The following is a 22,759-nucleotide window of genomic DNA, read 5'->3' as shown; positions in this document are numbered from 1 at the left end:
ATTCATTGGGGGAGTTTGTATGACAACAATCGTTGAACTTCAACCAGAAAAACAGAAGCGCACGGCAAATCCAAAGACCATGTTCTCTAAAGATATTTTAAATGAAATTCGTGCATTGCAGGCAAAAAACAACTGGTACAACTTCTTTTCCATTGCGCTCGACTGGACATTAATCGCGCTGGCTATTGCCGTATCACAATATTTTCAAAATATTTACGCTTATGCTTTTGCAGTCATTCTCATCGGAGGAAGGATGCGCGGTCTCGACAATTTGATGCATGAAGCCAGCCATGGCATGCTGTTCAAAAACCGCTGGTTGAACAAATGGGTAACATCTATGCTGGTCTCCTTCCCCGTCTTCACCAATTACATGGATTACTGCCAGTCCCACTATAAGCATCATAAATATTTATGGACAGATCAGGATCCGGATACGAGCCAATTGACGGCGATGGGTCTGAACAAGGCAACGGTTTCCAAGCTGCATTTTTTCTTTAAGCATATCATTGGTTTTTTTATTGTCTTGAATGTGCCCAAAAATATATGGAATGTGCTGACCAAGCTATTCTCACGCAAGCTGCAGACGACAACGGATTATGTGGTCAAGCTGGGCTATTGGGCGGCGGTTATTACCCTTTCTATCTACCTGAATTTCTGGCTAGAGTTGATTATGTACTGGGTGGTTCCGCTGGTGATCGTCTTTCCGGTCATTCGCTTCTGGTCGGATTTAGCCGACCATTCCGGCCTGGAGTCGAGCGACCCGCTCTATTCCAGCCGGAACTCTTACGGCAATGTTCTTGAACGCCTGATTCTGTATCCGCATCACGATACCTATCATATTGTGCATCATTTATTCCCTGCTATACCGCATTACAATTTGAAGAAGGCACATCTCATCCTGATGCGGGACGAGGCCTATGCCAGAGCTCATCACTGCACCGGATTTTTTAAAAGTTTTTTCCCAGGCTTCTATTCGGTCATCGATGATGTTGTAAGAAAGCTTAATCAAAAGGACAAAGAGCGAATAGGGGGAGCAAATAATGACGGCACCTACAGAGATCTCTAAAGTGTATCCTTTAACACCGATGCAAGAGGGAATACTGTTTCACTCTTTGTATGAACAACACTCTCAAGCTTACTTTGAGCAATTGACGTTAACACTGGAAGGAGAGCTGGTTCCCTCTATATTGGAGGAGAGCTTTAATCGGCTTATTCAACGCCATGATATATTCCGGACCTTATTCGTATGGGAGAAGGTGCAAAAGCCCCGGCAAATCGTATTAAAGGAGCGGAAAGCCACGATCGTCTTTAAAGACATCCGGTCTTTCGCATCGGATCGGAAGGAAGCCATAGTAAAGGAGGAAATGCTGGCGGATCGCCTGAGAGGCTTTGATCTGTCCAGAGATCTGCTCGTACGAATGACACTCATCCAAACCGAGCTGCAGACCTTCAAGCTCATTTGGAGCAACCATCATATACTGATTGACGGCTGGTGCACGATGCCGCTCATTCATGAATTGTTCCAAATCTATCATAGCTTGCTCCATGGCTTGCCTCTGCAGCTTAAGAAGGTATATCCGTACAGCAATTATATAGATTGGCTGAAGAAACAGGACAAGGAGGAGGCGCTGGCGTACTGGGAGCACTATATTCGCGGCGTCAGCGGCCAAACTGTCATTCCGCATCAAAAGCCAATTCAACATGGAGGCCATTATGTCCTGGAGGAGCAGCTGGTCGAAATGGACAGCGAGATTACAGAACAGCTTCTGAACCTGGCCTCTCGGAACCAGGTCACCCTCAACATAGTTATCCAAGCGATATGGGGCATCCTGCTGCAGCGCTATAATAATGCGGATGATGTCATGTTCGGCTCTGTCATTTCCGGCCGTCCCCCCGAGATTGAAGGCATTGAACACATGATGGGCTTGTTTATTAATACGATTCCTGTCCGCGTCCAAGACAGCGCGAATCAGACCTTCACTGCGTTGATTAAAGCCATGCAGCTCTCCGCCCTGGATTCGGAGAAATACGGATTTGTCTCCTTGGCGGACATCCAATCCCGCTCTGATGTCGATCATGCCCTGTTTCAGCATATTATAGCGTTTCAAAATTTCAATTCCGCTGAAGGCCCGGCAGAAGACAAGGATGCTTCCCCGGTTCGGATTATCGGCTCGGAGGCTTTTGAGCAAACAAATTATGATCTGACGATTATGGTGGCTCCGGGTGACCGGATACGGATCAAAATCAGCTATAATGGCAGCTTATACGATCGGGCATGGATAGAGGAGGTAGGCGCTCATTGGATTATGGCAGCCCAGCAGGTTGCTGCGAACCCCGATGTCCGGCTGCAGGATCTGGAGATCGTACCGCCGGCAGAGCGGGAGCGGCTGCTGGTGGATTTTAACCGTACTACAGCCAGTTATCCCAGCACAGCGACGATTGTAGAGCTGTTCGAACAAACCGTCAATAGCCATCCGAATCAGCTTGCGGTCGTCTCCGGCAAGGACAGTCTTACCTACCAGCAATTGAATGATAGGGCCAATCAGCTTGGTGCGGAGCTGTGCAAGCGCGGCTTGCCGCCCAAGGCGATTGTAGGTATTATTGCAGACCGCTCCCTTTCGATGATGATCGGCGTACTGGCTATTCTGAAAGCAGGGGCGGCTTACTTGCCGATTGATCCGGATTATCCTGCAGAGAGAATCAACTTTATGCTGCAAGACAGCGGAGCTGAGATGCTGCTGCACGAGAGCCATTTGGGAACAGAGCTGGACTTTCAAGGGGAGAGAGTGGCGATCGATAGCGGGAGACTATACGAGGCATCTGTTCCTGCAACCCATCTGTCCTCGCCCGCCAAGCCCGAGGACTTGGCATATGTCATCTACACTTCCGGTTCTACGGGGACGCCCAAAGGGGTTATGGTAGCGAACCGGTCTGTGGTCAATTTATGCCACTGGCATAATCGGCGCTTCCAGGTTACCTCTGAGGATCAAGCCGCCAAATTCGCAGGATTTGGGTTTGACGCTTCAGTATGGGAGATTTTCCCTTATATCATAGCTGGGGCAACCCTTCATATGATCCCGGATGAAATTCGGCTGGATCCGGTTCAGCTGAACCGGCATTTTGAAGAACATCACATTACGATCTGTTTTTTGCCGACTCAATATGCAGAGCAGTTCATGCTGCTTCCTAACCGTTCTTTGCGCGTTCTCCTCACTGGAGGGGAGAGGCTGAAGCATGTTGTACCGACGCCTTACACCGTTGTCAATAATTATGGGCCAACAGAAAGCACCGTGGTAGCCACAAGCTATGAGGTGCAGCAGCCGTTAGGCACGATGGTCACAATTCCGATAGGCCGGCCGATCGACAATACATGTGTCTACGTGCTTAACAGCGACCGCAAGCTGCAGCCACAGGGGATACCGGGCGAATTATACATTTCGGGGGATGGTCTGGCCCTGGGCTACTTGAACCGCCCCGAGCTGACGGAGGCTGCGTTCGTCCCTCATCCGTTCAAACCGGGAGAGCGCATGTACAGGACAGGCGATCTGGCCAGATGGCTGCCAAACGGCGAGCTGGAATATCTAGGACGTGCGGACGAGCAGGTGAAGATTCGCGGTTTCCGTGTTGAACAGGGGGAGATCATCGGGGAATTGCTGCAGTATCCAGCGATTCAGGATGCTCTCATCGTGCCCAGGCAGGATCAGGACGGGAACTTTTATTTATGCGCTTACCTGATTATGAAGGCGGACGCGGCATGGAATGAGTCTGCAATCAAGCAGCATCTGTCCAAGAAGCTGCCGGATTACATGATACCGGAAGCCATTGTCTATATGAAGGAATTCCCTGTAACCGCCAACGGAAAGGTTGATTATCGGGCACTGCCGGAGCCTAGCGGAAATCTGCCCGGACAGGCTGAATACAGGGCTCCGTCGACCGAGACGGAACGGGCACTCGCGGCGATTTGGAAGGAGGTGCTCGGCCATAAAGAATTCGGCCTGCTGGATCACTTTTTCGAACAGGGCGGACATTCCTTAAAGGCCATCGCATTAAGCTCGCGGGTCAAAAAACAGATGGAGCGAAGCCTGCCGGTTACTGCCATATTCCAGAACCCCACCTTGCAAGCTATGGCGGCTTACTTGCAGCAGTCTGACAATTTAGAGCTTTCATCTATCGTACCTGCCGCACCGCGTGAATGGTATCCGGCGTCATCGCAGCAAAAAAGAATGTACATTGTCAGCCAGCTTGATGGCGCCTCAACAAATTATAATATGCCCGGCATAACGCTGATTCAGGGAGAGCTGGATCAGGCTCGCTGTATAGCCGCTTTTCAGCAATTGGTCAATCGCCATGAATCGCTGAGGACTTCCTTTGAGTGGGTGGATGGAGAGCTGATTCAGCGCATTCATCCGCATCTGGAGCTTGTCGTGGACACGGGGACTGTCAATGAACAGGAGCTTGAAGAGCGTTTGGCCTCCTTTATCCGGCCCTTTGACTTCAGTCAAGCCCCGCTGTTTCGGGCCGGTCTGTTGAAGCTGGACTCGCAGCGGCATGTTCTGATGCTGGATATGCATCATCTGATCTCTGACGGAGCATCGATGTCTATTTTTATGAGGGAATGGGCTGAACTGTATGAAGGACGAAATCTGGAACCGCTAAGCCTTCAGTATAAGGATTATGCAGTATGGCAGCAGGAGCAAATCCATGCAGGCGCAATGAAGAAGCAGGAGCAATATTGGCTCGATGTATTCTCCGGGGAATTGCCCGTATTGGAATTGCCGACGGATGCGCCGAGACCTATGAAGCAGAGCTTTATCGGCGAGGTTGTCGCTTTTGGTCTCAACAAACAGCTGACACAGCGATTAAAAGAGCTGGCAGCTGCGACCGGGAGCACCTTATTTATGACGCTGCTGGCCATTTACAAAGCGCTGCTGTTCAAGTATACAGGACAGAGGGATCTGATCGTAGGGACTCCTGTCGCCAATCGCCCGCATCCTGATTTAGAGCCGATCATGGGGATGTTTGTGAATACACTGCCGATTCGGAGCCGCATTGACGGGGATAGCTCGTTTCAGCAGTTTCTGCAGGAAATGCAGCAGCAGCTGATCCGTGCTTATGAGCATCAGGACTATCCGTTCGAGGAGCTGCTTGAACGTCTGCAGCTGGAACGGGATGCAAGCCGCAGCTCCCTGTATGATACGCTGTTTGTTTTGCAGAATACGGATGCGCTGGCTGCCAAGGCAGGTGCGCTGGAACTGCAGCCATATCCGCTCGAGTATAAGACAGCCAAGTTTGATCTTACCCTTCAGGTAACAGAAGGGGAGGACGTTTTATATTTTGAATGGGAGTACAGCACGGATTTATTCTGCAAAGCTACTATAATACGAATGCATAGTCATCTGGAACATCTGGTCGAGCAGATTACAGACGGCCCTCAGCGGCTGCTGAAGGAGCTGAAGCTCGTGTCTGAACAAGAAGCAGTGCGCATGCTTGCGAGCTTTAATGACACCGACATCGTTTATCCGCAGGAGAAGACGGTAGTCGAGCTGTTCGAGGAGCAGGCCGAGCGCCTGGGAGAGCAGCCGGCGGTCATCTATGGCGGCCAGCAGTTGAGCTACCGGGAGCTGGATGCCCGCTGCAATCAGCTGGCCCGCGTCCTTGCCGGCAAGGGAGTAGGACCGGAGAGCATTGTCGCCCTGCGGGTCGAGCGCTCCTTCGAAATGGTGGCAGCCATTCTGGCGATCCTTAAAGCGGGAGGCGCCTATTTGCCGATTGATCCGGAATTTCCAGCCGAGCGGGTGGAGTACATGCTGGAGGACAGCGGAGCTCGTGTGCTGCTCAGCCGGGGCCCGCAGGCAGCAGAGCTTGGCTTCCGCGGCGAATGGATCGATCTGCTGGAGCCGGAGCTGTACCAGGGGGATGCCAGCCCTCTGGAGCGTCGGCCTGAACCGGGGCATCTGGCGTATGTCATCTATACGTCCGGCTCTACGGGCCAGCCTAAGGGCGTCATGATCGAGCATAGGAACTTGAGCCATATCCTCCATGCGCTGCAGCGAGCCTATCCTTTGCAGCGGGAAGACCGCTACGCGCTGAAGACCAATTACACCTTCGATGTCTCGGTGAGCGAGCTGTTCGGCTGGATCCCGGGCGGGGGCGCTCTGGTGGTGCTGCCGCCGGGTGCGGAGAAGGAGCCGGAAGCGATTCTGTCCGCGATCGAGGCTGAGCGGATTACCCATATCAATTTCGTGCCGTCGATGCTTCAGTTGTTCGTTATGGCCGGACAGCGTCTGGAACGTCTGAATCAGCTGAAGTATCTGTTCGTGGCGGGTGAAGCGCTGCCGGTGCAATTGGCGGACAAGCTTAGGGAGCAGGCGGACGGAGTGAGGCTAGAAAATATCTACGGGCCGACGGAAGGGACGATCTATGCGACCCGCTATTCGGTGACAGGCGGGGAGAGAACCATGCCGATCGGCAAGCCGCTGGACAATGTGCGGGTCTATATCGTGAACGAAGCCGGGCAGCTGCAGCCGCCGGGGGTGCCTGGCGAGCTGTGTATCGCAGGAGCGGGCCTGGCGCGCGGATACTTGAACCGCGCGGAGCTGACGGCGGAGAAGTTCGCGGCGAACCCGTTCGAGCCGGGAGAACGGATGTACCGGACGGGGGATTTGGCCCGCTGGCTTGCCGACGGGACGATCGAGTACCTGGGGCGGATGGACTTCCAGGTAAAAATCAAAGGCTACCGGATCGAGCTGGGAGAAATTGCGGCGCGTCTGCGGGAGCATGATCAGGTGCGGGACGCTGTAGTATTGGCCCGGGAGGATGAAGCGGGCCAGCCGTATTTATGCGCTTATGTGGTGGCGGAGCCCGGCTGGGAGAGGAAGGAGCTGCGGCGTTATGCCAGCGGTTATCTGCCGCATTATATGGTGCCGTCCTTCTATGTGGATCTGGAGGAGCTGCCGCTGGGGAGCAGCGGGAAGATCGACAGCCGGCGGCTGCCGGAGCCGGATCGCGAACAGGCGGCGGAGACGGATTACACAGCGCCGGCGAACGAGAAGGAGAGACTGCTGGCGGAAATCTGGCAGACGGTGCTGGGGATGAAGCGGGTCGGTACGGAGGACAACTTTTTCGAACTGGGGGGTCATTCCCTCAAGGCAGCCTTGCTCGTTGCCCGAATCGAACAGCAGTTCCAGGTACGCATTACCTTGCGGGACGTCTTTCACCACTCCACAATCCGGGAGATGGCTGAACTGCTCGACAGCAAGACCCCCGTCAGCTGCCAGCGTATTGCGCAGGCGCCAGCACGCGACTCCTATCCTGTCTCCGCAGCGCAAAAAAGGCTGTATATTATCCATCAAATGGACAGCAGCTCTATTAATTATAATATGCCGATTATCCTTGATGTGAATGGCAGGCTGGACGCAGAGCGCCTGCGTTATGCACTGGGCCAAATGGCGGCCAGACATGATTCCCTGCGGACGTATTTTACAATGAACGAGGATACATTAACGCAGAGCATTCACCCGGAAATTGATGTTCCTATAGCCTGGAAGACTGTAGCTGAAGATGAGATTATGGACGGCATCCAGAGGTTTATTCAGCCGTTTAATCTGAACAGCGGACCGTTATTCCGGGCAGGGGTTCTTCGGGTTGCGGAGGACAGGCATATTCTGCTGATGGATTTGCATCACATTATTGCCGATGGCGTATCCATGGGAATTTTTATGAATGAATTCATCCGTCTGTATGAAGGTGAGACACTCGCGCCGGCAGCCTTGCAGTACAAGGACTTCATCCAATGGCAAATGGACAGCCGCGACAGCGGCGAACTAAGCAGGCAGGAGGAGTACTGGATGAAGGTCTGCCGTGGCCCGCTTCCTGTATTGCAGCTCCCCACAGACCAGGAGCGGCCGCCTCTTCAGCGCTTTGAAGGAGATAGCGTGAGCTTTGAACTGGACAAGGAAACGACTGCAAAGGTCATGGAGCTGGCCCGCAAGCGGCAAGTGACGCCATTTATGCTGCTGCTGGCAGTTTATAATGTCGTACTGGCGAAATATAGCGGACAGGAAGACATTATTGTCGGCACTACCTTGGCTGGCCGTCCGCATATGGATCTGGAGAATATTATCGGCTTGTTTGTAAATACGACCATCTTACGCTGCTATCCGTCTGCGGATAAAACCTTCGAGGTACTGCTCTCAGAGGTGAAGGAGCATGTCCTTGAGGCGTTTAACCATCAAATGTTCGGCTTCGACACGCTGGTGGAGAAGCTGGATATCCGGCGGGATATGAGCCGCAATCCGCTGTTCGATGCGATGTTTATCTATCAGAATATAGAAGAAGGGGAATGGCAGACAGGAGAGGCGACGTTCTCGGCCTTCAAGCATCCTTATAAAATCGCCAAGTTTGACCTGAATTTGCAAGCCTCCGAAGCGAACGGAAGGCTGGTTTTCGAATGCGAGTACAGCACGAATCTTTTCCACCGGGAGACGATGGAGCGCTTTGCCGCGCATTTTGTGCATATTATCGGACAAATTATCCGCTCTCCTGAACAGCGGCTAAGTGAAATCAGTACGGTGACGCCTGAGGAGGAGCAGCGCCTGCTATATGGGGCAACAGAAGAAGCGGTGCGCATGTCTGGTGATGCTAACATGACCATTCATGAAAAATTTGAGGAGCAGGCCAGACTCCGGCCTGATGATGTGGCTGTCTCCATGAACGGGGAGAGCTTCACCTACCAGGAGCTGAACCAACGGGCGAATCAGCTCGCGCGCAGGCTGCAGGAAAGAGGAGTAACGGCCGAAACTGTGGTGGCTCTTCTGGTAGAGCGGTCATTGGATATGATTGTGAGCATGCTGGCTGTGCTGAAGGCTGGAGGTGCATATTTGCCCATTGACCCGGCTTATCCGGCAGACCGAATTCTGTACACGCTTGACAATAGCGAGGCGCGTTATCTGATTGCCGGACAACGTCCAGCAATTCTTGACCGTTACCAGGGAGTGGTTCTGGAGCTCCGGCATAAAGAGCTGTTTGCAGGTACAGCCGGCAACCTCAATACGGTAATCCAACCGGAGCAGCTTGCTTATATCTTGTATACCTCCGGCACGACCGGACGGCCCAAAGGCGTAATGGTGGAACACCGCAATGTGATGAGCCTGCTGGCAGCAAGTACATTCCACTTTGATTTCCAGCATCAGGATGTCTGGACGCTGTTTCATTCCTGCTGCTTTGATTTCTCGGTGTGGGAAATATATGGAGCACTGTTGCATGGAAGCAGGCTGGTGGTCGTCCCTAAAGAAACGGCGCAAAGTCCGGATGAATTTGTTAGACTGCTGGAGCGAGAACGGGTTACAATCCTCAATATTACGCCGACTGCTTACCATGCCCTTTGTGAGGCGGAGGCTAAAGGGCGAGTGTCGCTTCATTTTCTGCGTTATGTTATTTTCGGCGGGGAGGCATTGAAGCCGCGTGCGCTGCTGGATTGGCATCATAAATATCCAGAGCTTCAATTTGTTAATATGTATGGAATTACAGAAACAACCGTCCATGTCACCTATAAAAAAATATCGGCAGAAGATATGCGGCGGAATAAGAGTAATATTGGGCAGCCTATTCCAAGCTTGCGCACTTATATTATGGATCCCGGTCAACGGCTCGTGTCCGTGGGTGTGGTCGGGGAGCTATATGTCGGCGGGGCAGGGGTGGCCCGCGGTTATTTGTTCAACGAGCCACTGACCGCCGAACGCTTTATCAGCCATCCATACAAGCAGGGAGAAAGACTGTATAGGACGGGAGATTTGGCCCGTATTCTTCCTAATGGGGACATGGAGTATTACGGAAGAATAGACCACCAGGTCAAAATTCGCGGCTATCGTATTGAGCTGGGCGAGATTGAAAATCAACTGGCCAAGCATGTCAAGATCACCCAAACTGTTGTCCTCGATAAAACGGACGAGCAGGGAAACAAGTATCTGTGCGCCTATTTTGTATCGCGGGAAGCGCTGACGGTTACGGAGCTGAGAGAATTTTTGATTCAAGTGCTGCCGGAGTATATGATTCCCGCTTTTTTCATCAGGCTGGATCATATCCCGATGACCTCGAATGGAAAGGTAGACCGGGCAGCCTTACCGGAACGGGATGCCAGTTTGCTGCCGCCAACTCATTTTGCTCAGCCTACGACAGAAATTGAGCAGTTATTAGCCGACATATGGCAGGAAGTGCTTGGCGCCGAAGCGCTGGGCATTCATACGAACTTTTATGAGCTGGGCGGAGATTCCATTAAAGCGGTACAAATTGCAGCAAGGCTCAATAAGCATCAGCTGAAGCTGGAGGTCAAGCATCTGTTCCAGTATCCGACCATAGCGGGTACAGCACCATTCGTACAGCCGCTGGAAGCGGAGATATCGCAGGAGTTGGTGACAGGGGAGGCCCCGCTGGGACCGATCCAGCGATGGTTCTTTGAGCGGAATTTCACCTCTCTCCATCACTGGAATCAGGCGATGATGCTCAGCCAGCCGCAAGGCTTTGATGCGGAGCATCTTAGAAAGGTTTTTCACAGGCTGACCGAGCATCATGATGCACTGCGAATCGTATTCACGAAGCGAGAGGGCGATGTCGTGCAGACCTATCAGGAGATGAGTGCTGAGCCTTTTTCAATGGAAATTTTCCATTTTGAGAACGAGCCCAGCCTAGCTGACCGGATAAACGAGGAAGCTTCCCGGATTCAGGCGAGCATTAATCTGGAACAGGGTCCGCTGCTTCGTCTTGGATTATTCAAAACCGGCGAAGGAGATCATTTGCTAATCGTTATTCATCATTTGGTTGTAGATGGCGTATCGTGGCGGATTTTGTTCGAGGATTTGGCCATTGGCTACCAGCAGTCATTGGCCGGCAAGGAGATTGTATTCCAGGCCAAAACCAATTCATATCGAGACTGGACTAATAAATTGCTCGAATATGCACAAAGCCATAAGATCATGAAGCAGCTCCCTTACTGGAAGCAGGTTGAAGAGGCGGACATCCCCGCACTTCCCAAGGACTTTGCGGTCCAATCCAATCGATGGAGCGACTGCGGCGCAGTTACGGTTCAGCTGTCTGCAGAGGAAACAGAAGCTTTATTGAAAAAGGCGCATCGCGCTTACAACACCGAAATGAACGACCTGCTGCTTGCTGCCCTTGGTTATTCCGTCAAGGAGTGGGGCGGAGCCAATCAGGTGCTTATTGAGCTGGAAGGCCACGGGCGGGAGGAACTGTTCAGGGACTTGAACGTTAGCCGGACAGTTGGCTGGTTCACCTCGCTTTATCCGGTGGTGTTGAATATGGAGCATTCGAAGGATCTCTCCTTCCAGATCAAGACGATCAAGGAGATGCTAAGGAACGTTCCCGAAAAAGGTACAGGCTATCACATTTTGAAATATGCAGCGCCCGCCGAGCGAAAGGAACAGCTGCGTTTCAACCTGTGTCCGGAAATCAGCTTCAACTATTTGGGACAATTTGACCAGGATATGGCGACGGCAGTGTTTGGACCCTCCTCCATGCCTTCAGGGGCATCCTTCAGCCCTGATTCGGACAGAAGCTATGCGCTGGAGGTGACTGGAATGGTGGAGAACGGGCAATTGATCCTTCAGCTGATGTACAACCAGCAGCAATATGAGCTGAAGACGATGACCGCATTGGCTGAATCCTATAAGAAGCATCTTCTTCTTATACTTGAGCACTGTTTGGAGCAGGAGCAATCAGCGTCGACGCCAAGCGATTTCTCTGCAGCCAACCTGTCCATGGGGGATCTGGAAAATGTGTTTGCAGCGCTGGGACAAAAGTTAACTTAAAGCGAGGTGCCTTATGTTTAACCGAGATCAGGTGGAGGATATTTATAATTTATCCCCTATGCAATTGGGCATGCTGTATCATTCCATTCGAGATGACAATGCTCAAGCTTATTTTGAACAGATGAATTTTACGCTGCAGGGTGATATTAAGGTCGGCATCCTGGAGAAAAGCTTCCAAATGCTCATTCAACGGTACGGTATACTCCGTACCGTCTTTATTTATGAAAATGTGGACAGACCGCTGCAGGTTGTATTGAAACACCGTGAAGCGGCAGTGACGCACATCGATCTCTCAAATATGCAGGCGGGGGAGCAGGAGGAGCGTCTCCGCCAGATCGAGAGTGAAGACCGGGAGAGAGGCTTTGATTTGACCCGGGATGTCCTGATGCGAATGATATTGGTAAAACTGGACTCGACCCGCTACCGGCTGATCTGGAGTCATCACCATATTTTGCTGGATGGCTGGTGCTTCAGCATCATAGTGAACGATTTTTTTCAATTGTATACTGCACAGCTGGCCAATGCGCCTGCCCAATTAGGCCCCGTCTATCCTTATAGCCATTATATTAAATGGCTGGAGACGCAGGATATGGACGAGGCGCTTGAATTTTGGAAGGGATATCTGGCAGATTGCGAGCAGAGGACGGTATTAACTGGACAGGAAGAGAGGCTGGCCGGCGAGAACGGCTATGATAAGGGAGAACTGGTAGTATCCATCGACAAGGAGATTACCGCAGCGCTGACCTCTATCGCCAAGGAGCATCAGGTTACCCTGAATCATATTGTTCAATCGATCTGGGGCATCCTATTAGCTCGTTATAGCGGGACGGAGGATGTCGTATACGGCTCTGTCGTATCCGGGAGATCCTCCGACATACCAGGTATCGAAAAAATGGTCGGCCTGTTTATTAATACGATACCGGTGCGGATTAAAGCGGAGGAGCATAGCACGTTTGACCAGCTTGTCAGGGATGTGAAGTGGCGGGATATCGAGGCTCAGCGTCATGACTATATTTCATTAGCTCAGATTCAAGCAAGCAGTCCGCTGAAGCAGGACATGTTCGATATCTTATATGTATTTCAGAATTATCCCGTGATAGGCGGCAATTCCGGGATGGAAGAGCAGCCTGGTTTGGGTTTTGCGGTTCAGGAGACAGATACGCATGAGCAAACGAATTATAACCTGACATTTATGGCAGCGCCAGGCGAAGAAATCGTCTTAAAAATGACCTTCAATTCCAATGTATATAGTCACGCACTGATAAAGCAACTACTGAAGCATTTCGTTCACCTGTCCAGACAGGTGGCGGCTGATCCGACGCAGAGAATCGGTGAGTTGGAGATCATCACGGAGGCGGAGAAACGCCGGATCGCCGAGGACTTTAATGCTACGCAGGCGCCTTATCCGAAAGAGAAGACGGTGGTCGAGCTGTTCGAGGAGCAGGTCAAGCGCCTGGGAGAGCAGCCGGCGGTCATTTATGGCGGCCAGCAGTTGAGCTACCGGGAGCTTGATGAGCGCTCCAGCCAGCTGGCTCATGCGCTGCGCAGCAGAGGAGTAGGCCGGGATATGCCGGTGGCTGTCATGGCCGAGCGATCTGCGGAGATGATCGTCTGTCTGCTCGGCATTCTTAAAGCAGGGGGAGCGTATGTGCCGATCGATCCCGCTTATCCGCAGGAGCGAATCCGGTACATGCTCGAGGACAGCTGCGCCAAGTGGCTGCTGCTGCCGACGGGCGCTTCGATCGAGTCGACCCCGGGATACAGCCCGGTCCTGACGCTTAGCTTGCAGGATGCCGGGTTACAGGAATACCCTATCGAGAGCCCGCCAATCAGCGGGTCGCCTCATGATCTGGCTTATGTAATTTACACCTCCGGCTCCACCGGACGCCCTAAAGGGGTTATGATCGAGCATCAGAGTATCGTTCGTCTGGTGAAAAATACGAACTTCATTGATTTCACGGAGACGCATCGCATCCTGCAGACCGGCTCCATTGTGTTCGATGCCTCGACGCTGGAGATCTGGGGCGCTTTGTTGAATGGCGGGGAACTATACCTGGAGGATCAGGAGCGGCTGCTCAGCCCTCAGGGGCTGAAGGAAGCGGTCGGGAAGCATCAAATTACGACGATGTTTCTGACAACGCCTTTGTTCCATCAGCTGCTGGAGCAGGATGTGGACATCTTCGGCGGCTTGAAGCTGCTGATGGTTGGCGGCGATGCTCTGTCTCCGGTGCATGCAAATAAGCTAAGAGCTCACTATTCACAATTGAAGTTGGTGAACGGCTATGGCCCGACCGAAAATACCACCTTCTCGACGACCTATACCGCCGAGAAGATTGAGGGGAGTTCCGTGCCGATTGGCCAACCGATCGCCAACTCCACAGCTTATGTGATGAATGCTTCCATGCAGCTGCAGCCGATCGGCGTTGCGGGGGAGCTGTGCGTAGGCGGGGATGGACTGGCTCGCGGATATCTGAACAATCCCGAGCTGACCAGCGAACGGTTCGTTCCCCATCCGCTGATCCCGGGAGAGAGGCTGTACCGGACCGGCGATCTGGCGAAATGGACAGCGGAAGGGAACCTTCTGTTCCTGGGCAGGCTGGATCATCAGGTGAAGATTCGCGGCTACCGGATTGAGCCGGGGGAGGTTGCCGAGCAATTAAGGCGGCATGAGGCGATCAAGGAAGCGTATGTCAGGGTGTGCAAGGAGGAGCAATCGGACATTTCGTACCTGTGCGCATATTACGCCGCTGATCGGGAGTTCACGGGCGATGAAGCGCGCAGCTATCTGGCGCAATACTTGCCGGATTACATGATGCCGTCTCGTTACATACAGGTCGACCAGCTGCCGCTGACGATCAACGGCAAGGTGGATACCGGGCGGCTGCCGGAGCCTGGCCCCGATAGCAGCAGCAAGCCGGCGTACATTGCGCCGCGTACGGACATTGAAACGGCGCTGGCCCGTATTTGGGAGGATGTGCTGGGCGTAAGTCCGGTGGGCATCCATGACCATTTCTTCCAGCTGGGCGGCCACTCCCTGTCGGCGATGACGGTGATTGCCGGGATCCACAAGCAATTGAACCGGCAAATTCCGCTCAAGCTGCTGTTCGAGCAGCCGACAATTGAAGGTCTGGCCCGGGCGCTGGAGCAGCAGGAGCAGCAGGAGTTTGCAGCGATCGCCCCGGCCGGGAAGCGGGCGTATTATCCCGTATCCGCGGCGCAGCGAAGAATGTACGTGGTAAGCCAGCTGGAGAATGCGAAGACCAGCTACAATATGCCGAATGTGCTGGTGGTGGAAGGGCAGCTGGATATTCGCAGGCTGGAGGACGTATTCCAGACGCTGGTGCAGCGCCATGAAGCATTCCGCACCGGCTTTGAGATGATCGATGGCCAACTGGTGCAGAAGATCCAGGAGCAGGTAGAGCTGAAGGTGGAGGAGCTGGCAGTTGACACAGCCCATCCATCAGGCGCGGTTGATTTAGAGCAAGAGAAGGCGCATATTGCGGCGTTTATCCGTCCGTTTGATCTAAGCCAGGCGCCGCTGCTGCGAGTCGGAATGATCCGCCGGAGCGAGCAGGAGCATGTGCTGCTCATCGACATGCATCATATCATCTCGGACGGGGTTTCGATGACCGTGCTGACGGAGGAATTCTCCCGTCTGTATGCAGGCAAGCCGCTGCCGGAGCTCCGTATCCAATACAAGGATTATGCGGTATGGCAGCAAGAACAGCAGGGGACCGAGCAGCAGAGGGAGCAGGAAACGTACTGGCTGGAGACCTTCAGCGGCGAGCTGCCGGTGCTGTCCTTGCCGACGGACTATCCGCGTCCGGCCATGCAGCAGTTCGAGGGGGCGCAGTTCACATTTGATATCGGGCCTGAGCTGAGCGCCAAGCTGTTCCGGCTGATGAAGGCGGAAAACACGACGCTGTACATGGTGCTGCTGGCTGCTTACAATGTACTGCTGTCCAAGTACAGCGGTCAGGAGGATATCATCGTTGGAACTGTGGCGGCAGGCCGAACGCATGCTGATCTGGAATCGGTCATCGGCATGTTCGTCAACACCCTGCCGATCCGCAATTATCCAAAGGGGAGCTGCAGCTTCCGGGAGTTTCTGCAGCAGGTGAAGGAGAACGGGTTAAAGGCGTTCGAGCATCAGGCGTATCCGTTCGAGGAACTGGTGGAGAGATTGGAGCTGCCGCGGGATCTGAGCCGCAATCCGCTATTTGACACCCTGTTTGGCGTACAGAATTTGCGCGAGGCCAGCGAGCGGACGGAAGGCCTGGAATTCCGCCCCTATGGTCATGAGGAGCGGATGGCCAAGTTTGATCTGACGATGACAGCCTGGGAGCTGGAAGAGGGCATCCAGTTTGAGCTGGAATACAGCACTCACCTGTTCCATGCGGATACGATCCGCCGGATGGCGGAGCATTACAAGCAGGTGCTGGAGCAGATTGCGGAGCGGCCGGAGCAGAAGCTGTCTGCGCTGGAAATTATCACGGAGGCGGAGAAACGCCGGATTACCGAGGACTTTAATGCCACGCAGGTGGCTTATCCGAAAGACAAGACGGTAATCGAGCTGTTCGAGGAGCAGGCCGAGCGTCTGGGAGAGCAGCCGGCGGTCATTTATGGCGGCCAGCAATTGAGCTACCGGGAGCTTGATGAGCGCTCCAGCCAGCTGGCTCATGCGCTGCGCAGCAGAGGAGTAGGCCGGGATATGCCGGTGGCGGTCATGGCGGAGCGATCTGCGGAGATGATCGTCTGCCTGCTCGGCATTCTCAAGGCAGGGGGAGCGTATGTGCCGATCGATCCCGCTTATCCGCAGGAGCGAACCCGGTACATGCTGGAGGATAGCGGTGCCAAGTGGCTGCTGCTGCCGACGGGCGCTTCGTCGGCGTCGACCGCGTTGGCCGAGTCGACCCCGGAATACAGCTCGGTCCTGACGCTGAGCTTGCAGGATGCCGGATTACAGGAATACCCTGTCGACCGCCCGGCGATCAGTGCGTCGCCTCATGATTTGGCTTATGTAATTTATACCTCCGGCTCCACCGGGCGCCCCAAAGGGGTTATGATCGAGCATCAGAGTATCGTTCGTCTGGTGAAGAATACGAACTTTATCGATTTCACGGAGCCGCACCGCATCCTGCAGACCGGCTCCATTGTGTTCGATGCTTCGACGCTGGAGATCTGGGGCGCTTTGTTGAATGGCGGGGAATTATACCTGGAGGAGCAGGAGCGGCTGCTCAGCCCGCAGGGGCTGAAGGAAGTGATCGGGCGGCATCAAATTACGACGATGTTTCTGACGACGCCCTTGTTCCATCAGCTGCTAAAGCAGGATGCGGATCTCTTTGACGGCTTGAAGCTGCTGATGGTCGGCGGAGATATTCTGTCCCCTGCGGATGCAAATAAGGTAAGGGTCCAGAATCCGCAGCTGAAGATGCTGAACGTCTACGGCCCGACCGAAAATACCACCTTCTCCACCAGCTATCCTATGGATCGGATGCGAGAGGGGATGGTTCCGATTGGCCAACCGATCGCCAACTCCACAGCCTATGTGATGAATGCTTCCATGCAGCTGCAGCCGATCGGCGTTGCGGGGGAGCTGTGCGTAGGTGGGGATGGACTGGCTCGCGGATATCTGAACAATCCCGAGCTGACCAGCGAACGGTTCGTTCCCCATCCGCTGATCCCGGGAGAGAGGCTGTACCGGACCGGCGATCTGGCGAAATGGACAGCGGAAGGGAACCTTCTGTTCCTGGGCAGGCTGGATCATCAGGTGAAGATTCGCGGCTACCGGATTGAGCCGGGGGAGGTTGCCGAGCAATTAAGGCGGCATGAGGCGATCAAGGAAGCGTATGTCAGGGTGTGCAAGGAGGAACAATCGGACATTCCGTACCTGTGCGCATATTACGCCGCTGACCGGGAGTTCACGGGCGATGAAGCGCGCAGCTATCTGGCGCAATACTTGCCGGATTACATGATGCCGTCCCGTTACATACAGGTCGACCAGCTGCCGCTGACGATCAACGGCAAGGTGGATACCGGGCGGCTGCCGGAGCCTGGCCCCGATAGCAGCAGCAAGCCGGCGTACATTGCGCCGCGTACGGACATTGAAACGGCGCTGGCCCGTATTTGGGAGGATGTGCTGGGCGTAAGTCCGGTGGGCATCCATGACCATTTCTTCCAGCTGGGCGGCCACTCCCTGTCGGCGATGACGGTGATTGCCGGGATCCACAAGCAATTGAACCGGCAAATTCCGCTCAAGCTGCTGTTCGAGCAGCCGACAATTGAAGGTCTGGCCCGGGCGCTGGAGCAGCAGGAGCAGCAGGAGTTTGCAGCGATCGCCCCGGCCGGGAAGCGGGCGTATTATCCCGTATCCGCGGCGCAGCGAAGAATGTACGTGGTAAGCCAGCTGGAGAATGCGAAGACCAGCTACAATATGCCGAATGTGCTGGTGGTGGAAGGGCAGCTGGATATTCGCAGGCTGGAGGACGTATTCCAGACGCTGGTGCAGCGCCATGAAGCATTCCGCACCGGCTTTGAGATGATCGATGGCCAGCTGGTGCAGAAGATCCAGGAGCAGGTGGAGCTGAAGGTGGAGGAGCTGGCAGTTGACACAGCCCATCCATCAGGCGCGGTTGATTCAGAGCAAGAGAAGGCGCATATTGCGGCGTTTATCCGGCCCTTTGACTTCAGTCAAGCCCCGCTGTTTCGGGTCGGACTGATGCGCTGGAGCGAGCAGCGGCATGTTCTGATGCTGGATATGCATCATATCATCTCGGACGGAGCATCGATGACCGTGCTGACGGAGGAATTCTCCCGTCTGTATGCAGGCAAGCCGCTGCCGGAGCTCCGTATCCAATACAAGGATTATGCGGTATGGCAGCAAGAACAGCAGGGGACCGAGCAGCAGAGGGAGCAGGAAACGTACTGGCTGGAGACCTTCAGCGGCGAGCTGCCGGTGCTGTCCTTGCCGACGGACTATCCGCGTCCGGCCATGCAGCAGTTCGAGGGGGCGCAGTTCACATTTGATATCGGGCCTGAGCTGAGCGCCAAGCTGTTCCGGCTGATGAAGGCGGAAAACACGACGCTGTACATGGTGCTGCTGGCTGCTTACAATGTACTGCTGTCCAAGTACAGCGGACAGGAGGACATTATCGTTGGAACTGTGGCGGCAGGCCGAACGCATGCTGATCTGGAATCGGTCATCGGCATGTTCGTCAACACCCTGCCGATCCGCAATTATCCAAAGGGGAGCTGCAGCTTCCGGGAGTTTCTGCAGCAGGTGAAGGAGAACGGGTTAAAGGCGTTCGAGCATCAGGCGTATCCGTTCGAGGAACTGGTGGAGAGATTGGAGCTGCCGCGGGATCTGAGCCGCAATCCGCTATTTGACACCCTGTTTGGCGTACAGAATTTGCGCGAGGCCAGCGAGCGGACGGAAGGCCTGGAATTCCGCCCCTATGGTCATGAGGAGCGGATGGCCAAGTTTGATCTGACGATGACAGCCTGGGAGCTGGAAGAGGGCATCCAGTTTGAGCTGGAATACAGCACTCACCTGTTCCATGCGGATACGATCCGCCGGATGGCGGAGCATTACAAGCAGGTGCTGGAGCAGATTGCGGAGCGGCCGGAGCAGAAGCTGTCTGCGCTGGAGATTATCACAGAGGCGGAGAAACGCCGGATCGCCGAGAACTTTAATGCTACGCAGACGCTTTATCCGCAGGAGAAGACGGTAGTCGAGCTGTTCGAGGAGCAGGCCGAGCGCCTGGGAGAGCAGCCGGCGGTCATCTATGGCGGCCAGCAGTTGAGCTACCGGGAGCTGGATGCCCGCTGCAATCAGCTGGCCCGCGTCCTTGCCGGCAAGGGAGTAGGACCGGAGAGCATTGTCGCCCTGCGGGTCGAGCGCTCCTTCGAAATGGTGGCAGCCATTCTGGCGATCCTTAAAGCGGGAGGCGCCTATTTGCCGATTGATCCGGAATTTCCAGCTGAGCGGGTGGAGTACATGCTGGAGGACAGCGGAGCTCGTGTGCTGCTCAGCCGGGGCCCGCAGGCAGCAGAGCTTGGCTTCCGCGGCGAATGGATCGATCTGCTGGAGCCGGAGCTGTACCAGGGGGATGCCAGCCCTCTGGAGCGTCGGCCTGAACCGGGGCATCTGGCGTATGTCATCTATACGTCCGGCTCTACGGGCCAGCCTAAGGGCGTCATGATCGAGCATAGGAACTTGAGCCATATCCTCCATGCGCTGCAGCGAGCCTATCCTTTGCAGCGGGAAGACCGCTACGCGCTGAAGACCAATTACACCTTCGATGTCTCGGTAAGCGAGCTGTTCGGCTGGATCCCGGGCGGGGGCGCTCTGGTGGTGCTGCCGCCGGGTGCGGAGAAGGAGCCGGAAGCGATTCTGTCCGCGATCGAGGCTGAGCGGATTACCCATATCAATTTCGTGCCGTCGATGCTTCAGTTGTTCGTTATGGCCGGACAGCGTCTGGAGCGTCTGAATCAGCTGAAGTATCTGTTCGTGGCGGGTGAAGCGCTGCCGGTGCAATTGGCGGACAAGCTTAGGGAGCAGGCGGACGGAGTGAGGCTAGAAAATATCTACGGGCCGACGGAAGGGACGATCTATGCGACCCGCTATTCGGTGACAGGCGGGGAGAGAACCATGCCGATCGGTAAGCCGCTGGACAATGTGCGGGCCTATATCGTGAACGAAGCCGGGCAGCTGCAGCCGCCGGGGGTGCCTGGCGAGCTGTGTATCGCAGGAGCGGGCCTGGCGCGCGGATACTTGAACCGCGCGGAGCTGACGGCGGAGAAGTTCGCGGCGAACCCGTTCGAGCCGGGAGAACGGATGTACCGGACAGGGGATTTGGCCCGCTGGCTTGCCGACGGGACGATCGAGTACCTGGGGCGGATGGACTTCCAGGTAAAAATCAAAGGCTACCGGATCGAGCTGGGAGAAATTGCGGCGCGTCTGCGGGAGCATGATCAGGTGCGGGACGCTGTAGTATTGGCCCGGGAGGATGAAGCGGGCCAGCCGTATTTATGCGCTTATGTGGTGGCGGAGCCCGGCTGGGAGAGGAAGGAGCTGCGGCGTTATGCCAGCGGTTATCTGCCGCATTATATGGTGCCGTCCTTCTATGTGGGCCTGGAGGAGCTGCCGCTGGGGAGCAGCGGGAAGATCGACAGCCGGCGGCTGCCGGAGCCGGATCGCGAACAGGCGGCGGAGACGGATTACACAGCGCCGGCGAACGAGAAGGAGAGACTGCTGTCGGAAATCTGGCAGACGGTGCTGGGCATGAAGCGGGTCGGTACGGAGGACAACTTTTTTGAATTGGGCGGTGACTCGATCAAGGCCATTCAGATTGCCGCTCAGTTAAAGCAGCATGGCTACAAGCTGGAAATGAAGGATTTGTATATGAATCCGACGATTAGCGCTCTCACGCCAGCTGTCCAACCGGTCAAATATCGGGTAGATCAAAGTGAAGTCGTTGGCGATGTCAGACTTTCACCTGTCCAGAAGTGGTTTTTTGAATCGTCTTTTTCGGAGCCACATCATTTTAATCAGGCTATGATGCTGTTCAGAGCAGAAGGCTTTCAGTCGGAGCTGGTTCGTATGGCGTTTGATAAAGTTGTGGAGCATCATGATGCACTGCGAATTATCTTCCTGCATCAGGCCGGCCATCTGACGCAGGTGAACCGTTCAGCCAAGGCAGAAAACCAGCAGTTATATACTCTCACGAGTTACGACATATCAGAAGATCAGATATCGTTGGCTGCCAATGAGCTGCAAAGCAGCTTGAATATTCATGAGGGGCCTTTAATTCGGTTAGGGCTGTTTCATACGGAGGCCGGCGATCATTTGCTTCTCGCCATTCATCATCTCCTGATTGACGGGGTATCCTGGAGAATTGTGCTGGAGGATTTGGAGCAATGCTACCAGCAGGCGCTGGAAGGCTCAACCCTTCATCTGCCAGATAAAACCAGCTCTTACCGGGATTGGACGGAGCGCCTATATGCTTATGCCAACAGCAGCAGTATGCACCGGGAGCTCGATTACTGGCGCAGCCTAGCGAATCTGAAGCTGCAGCCGCTTCCGAAGCAGCGATTGGCAGCAGATAGAACCTGGGAGAACACACGGACACTCTCCATTCAGTTCTCGGAGGAAGAGACGGATTTGTTCTTGAGAAAAGCGCCTTCCGCCTACAATACAGAGCCGAATGACTTGCTGCTGGCGGCATTGGGAATAACACTGCATGCCTTTACAGGCTATGAACGGGCTGCGATTCTGCTGGAGGGCCATGGAAGAGAGGAGCTGTTCGAGGAGCTGGATATTACTCGTACGGTGGGCTGGTTTACAACGATGTATCCAGTAGTGCTGGATATGAGCAAAGTGCATGATCTGGCATATCACATCAAGAATGTAAAAGAAACCTTGCGCAGCATTCCAAATAAAGGAATCGGATATGGATTGTTAAACTATTTGACGGAGCGGACGAAGGAGCAGGATCAGAGCCTTGCTATCGCCCCGGACATTAGCTTTAACTACTTGGGGCAATTTGACGGGGACATCGACAAGGGTCAATTTGTTCAATCCCCCCTTTCATCCGGCTCGGCCATCAGTCCAAGGAACAAGAGGGAATGTTCACTTGATATTTCCGGGCTTGTACTGGATCACAAGCTGACCATGAACTTCTCGTATCATCAGGAGGAGTATTCGGAGCAGCAAATGATAGAGCTTCTTGAGAGCTGCAAAAAAGCTCTACTGGATATTATTAGGCATTGTGCTGAGAAAGAGGGTTCAGAAGCTACACCAAGTGATCTGGGGCATGAAGATCTGTCTGTCGAGGATTTGCTGACCATTACCGATAAAATTCAATTCTCTCTGTAATTCTCGATGTAATTTCTTTCACTTTTCAGCTTGTGTGTCCTGGAATCGTGTCATGCCGGCC

3 protein-coding genes are annotated in these 22,759 nt (G+C 54.3%); all 3 read left to right on the top strand.

Translation table 11 applies throughout. The features are described 5' to 3' along the window. Positions 1-19 precede the first annotated feature (19 nt). From BN2762_RS17930 to BN2762_RS17920, 3 genes are read left to right on the top strand one after another with little or no spacing between them, the layout of a single operon-like run. The gene (locus BN2762_RS17930; RefSeq protein WP_055108261.1) at positions 20-1,066 is read left to right on the top strand and encodes a fatty acid desaturase family protein; all 1,047 of its coding nucleotides are present in this window, start codon (positions 20-22) and stop codon (positions 1,064-1,066) included. Continuing rightward, positions 1,041-11,822, top strand: coding sequence for a non-ribosomal peptide synthetase (locus BN2762_RS17925; RefSeq protein ID WP_055108260.1), 10,782 nt, complete (start codon positions 1,041-1,043; stop codon positions 11,820-11,822). Before BN2762_RS17930 ends, BN2762_RS17925 begins: the two co-directional genes overlap by 26 nt. Before the next feature lie 13 nt (positions 11,823-11,835). Then, positions 11,836-22,698, top strand: a complete 10,863-nt coding sequence (locus BN2762_RS17920; protein WP_055108259.1) for a non-ribosomal peptide synthetase — start codon at positions 11,836-11,838, stop codon at positions 22,696-22,698. The last annotated feature ends 61 nt before the right edge of the window (positions 22,699-22,759 follow it).

This window comes from Paenibacillus ihumii, assembly GCF_001403875.1.
Taxonomy (GTDB): domain Bacteria; phylum Bacillota; class Bacilli; order Paenibacillales; family Paenibacillaceae; genus Fontibacillus; species Fontibacillus ihumii.
This window is presented reverse-complemented; position numbering and strand designations above follow the sequence as displayed.

Bases quoted from the DNA above. Each gene is read 5' to 3' on its own strand.
- BN2762_RS17925 (WP_055108260.1), top strand. From the start codon at position 1,041: ATGACGGCACCTACAGAGATCTCTAAAGTGTATCCTTTAACACCGATG.
- BN2762_RS17920 (WP_055108259.1), top strand. From the start codon at position 11,836: ATGTTTAACCGAGATCAGGTGGAGGATATTTATAATTTATCCCCTATG.
- BN2762_RS17930 (WP_055108261.1), top strand. From the start codon at position 20: ATGACAACAATCGTTGAACTTCAACCAGAAAAACAGAAGCGCACGGCA.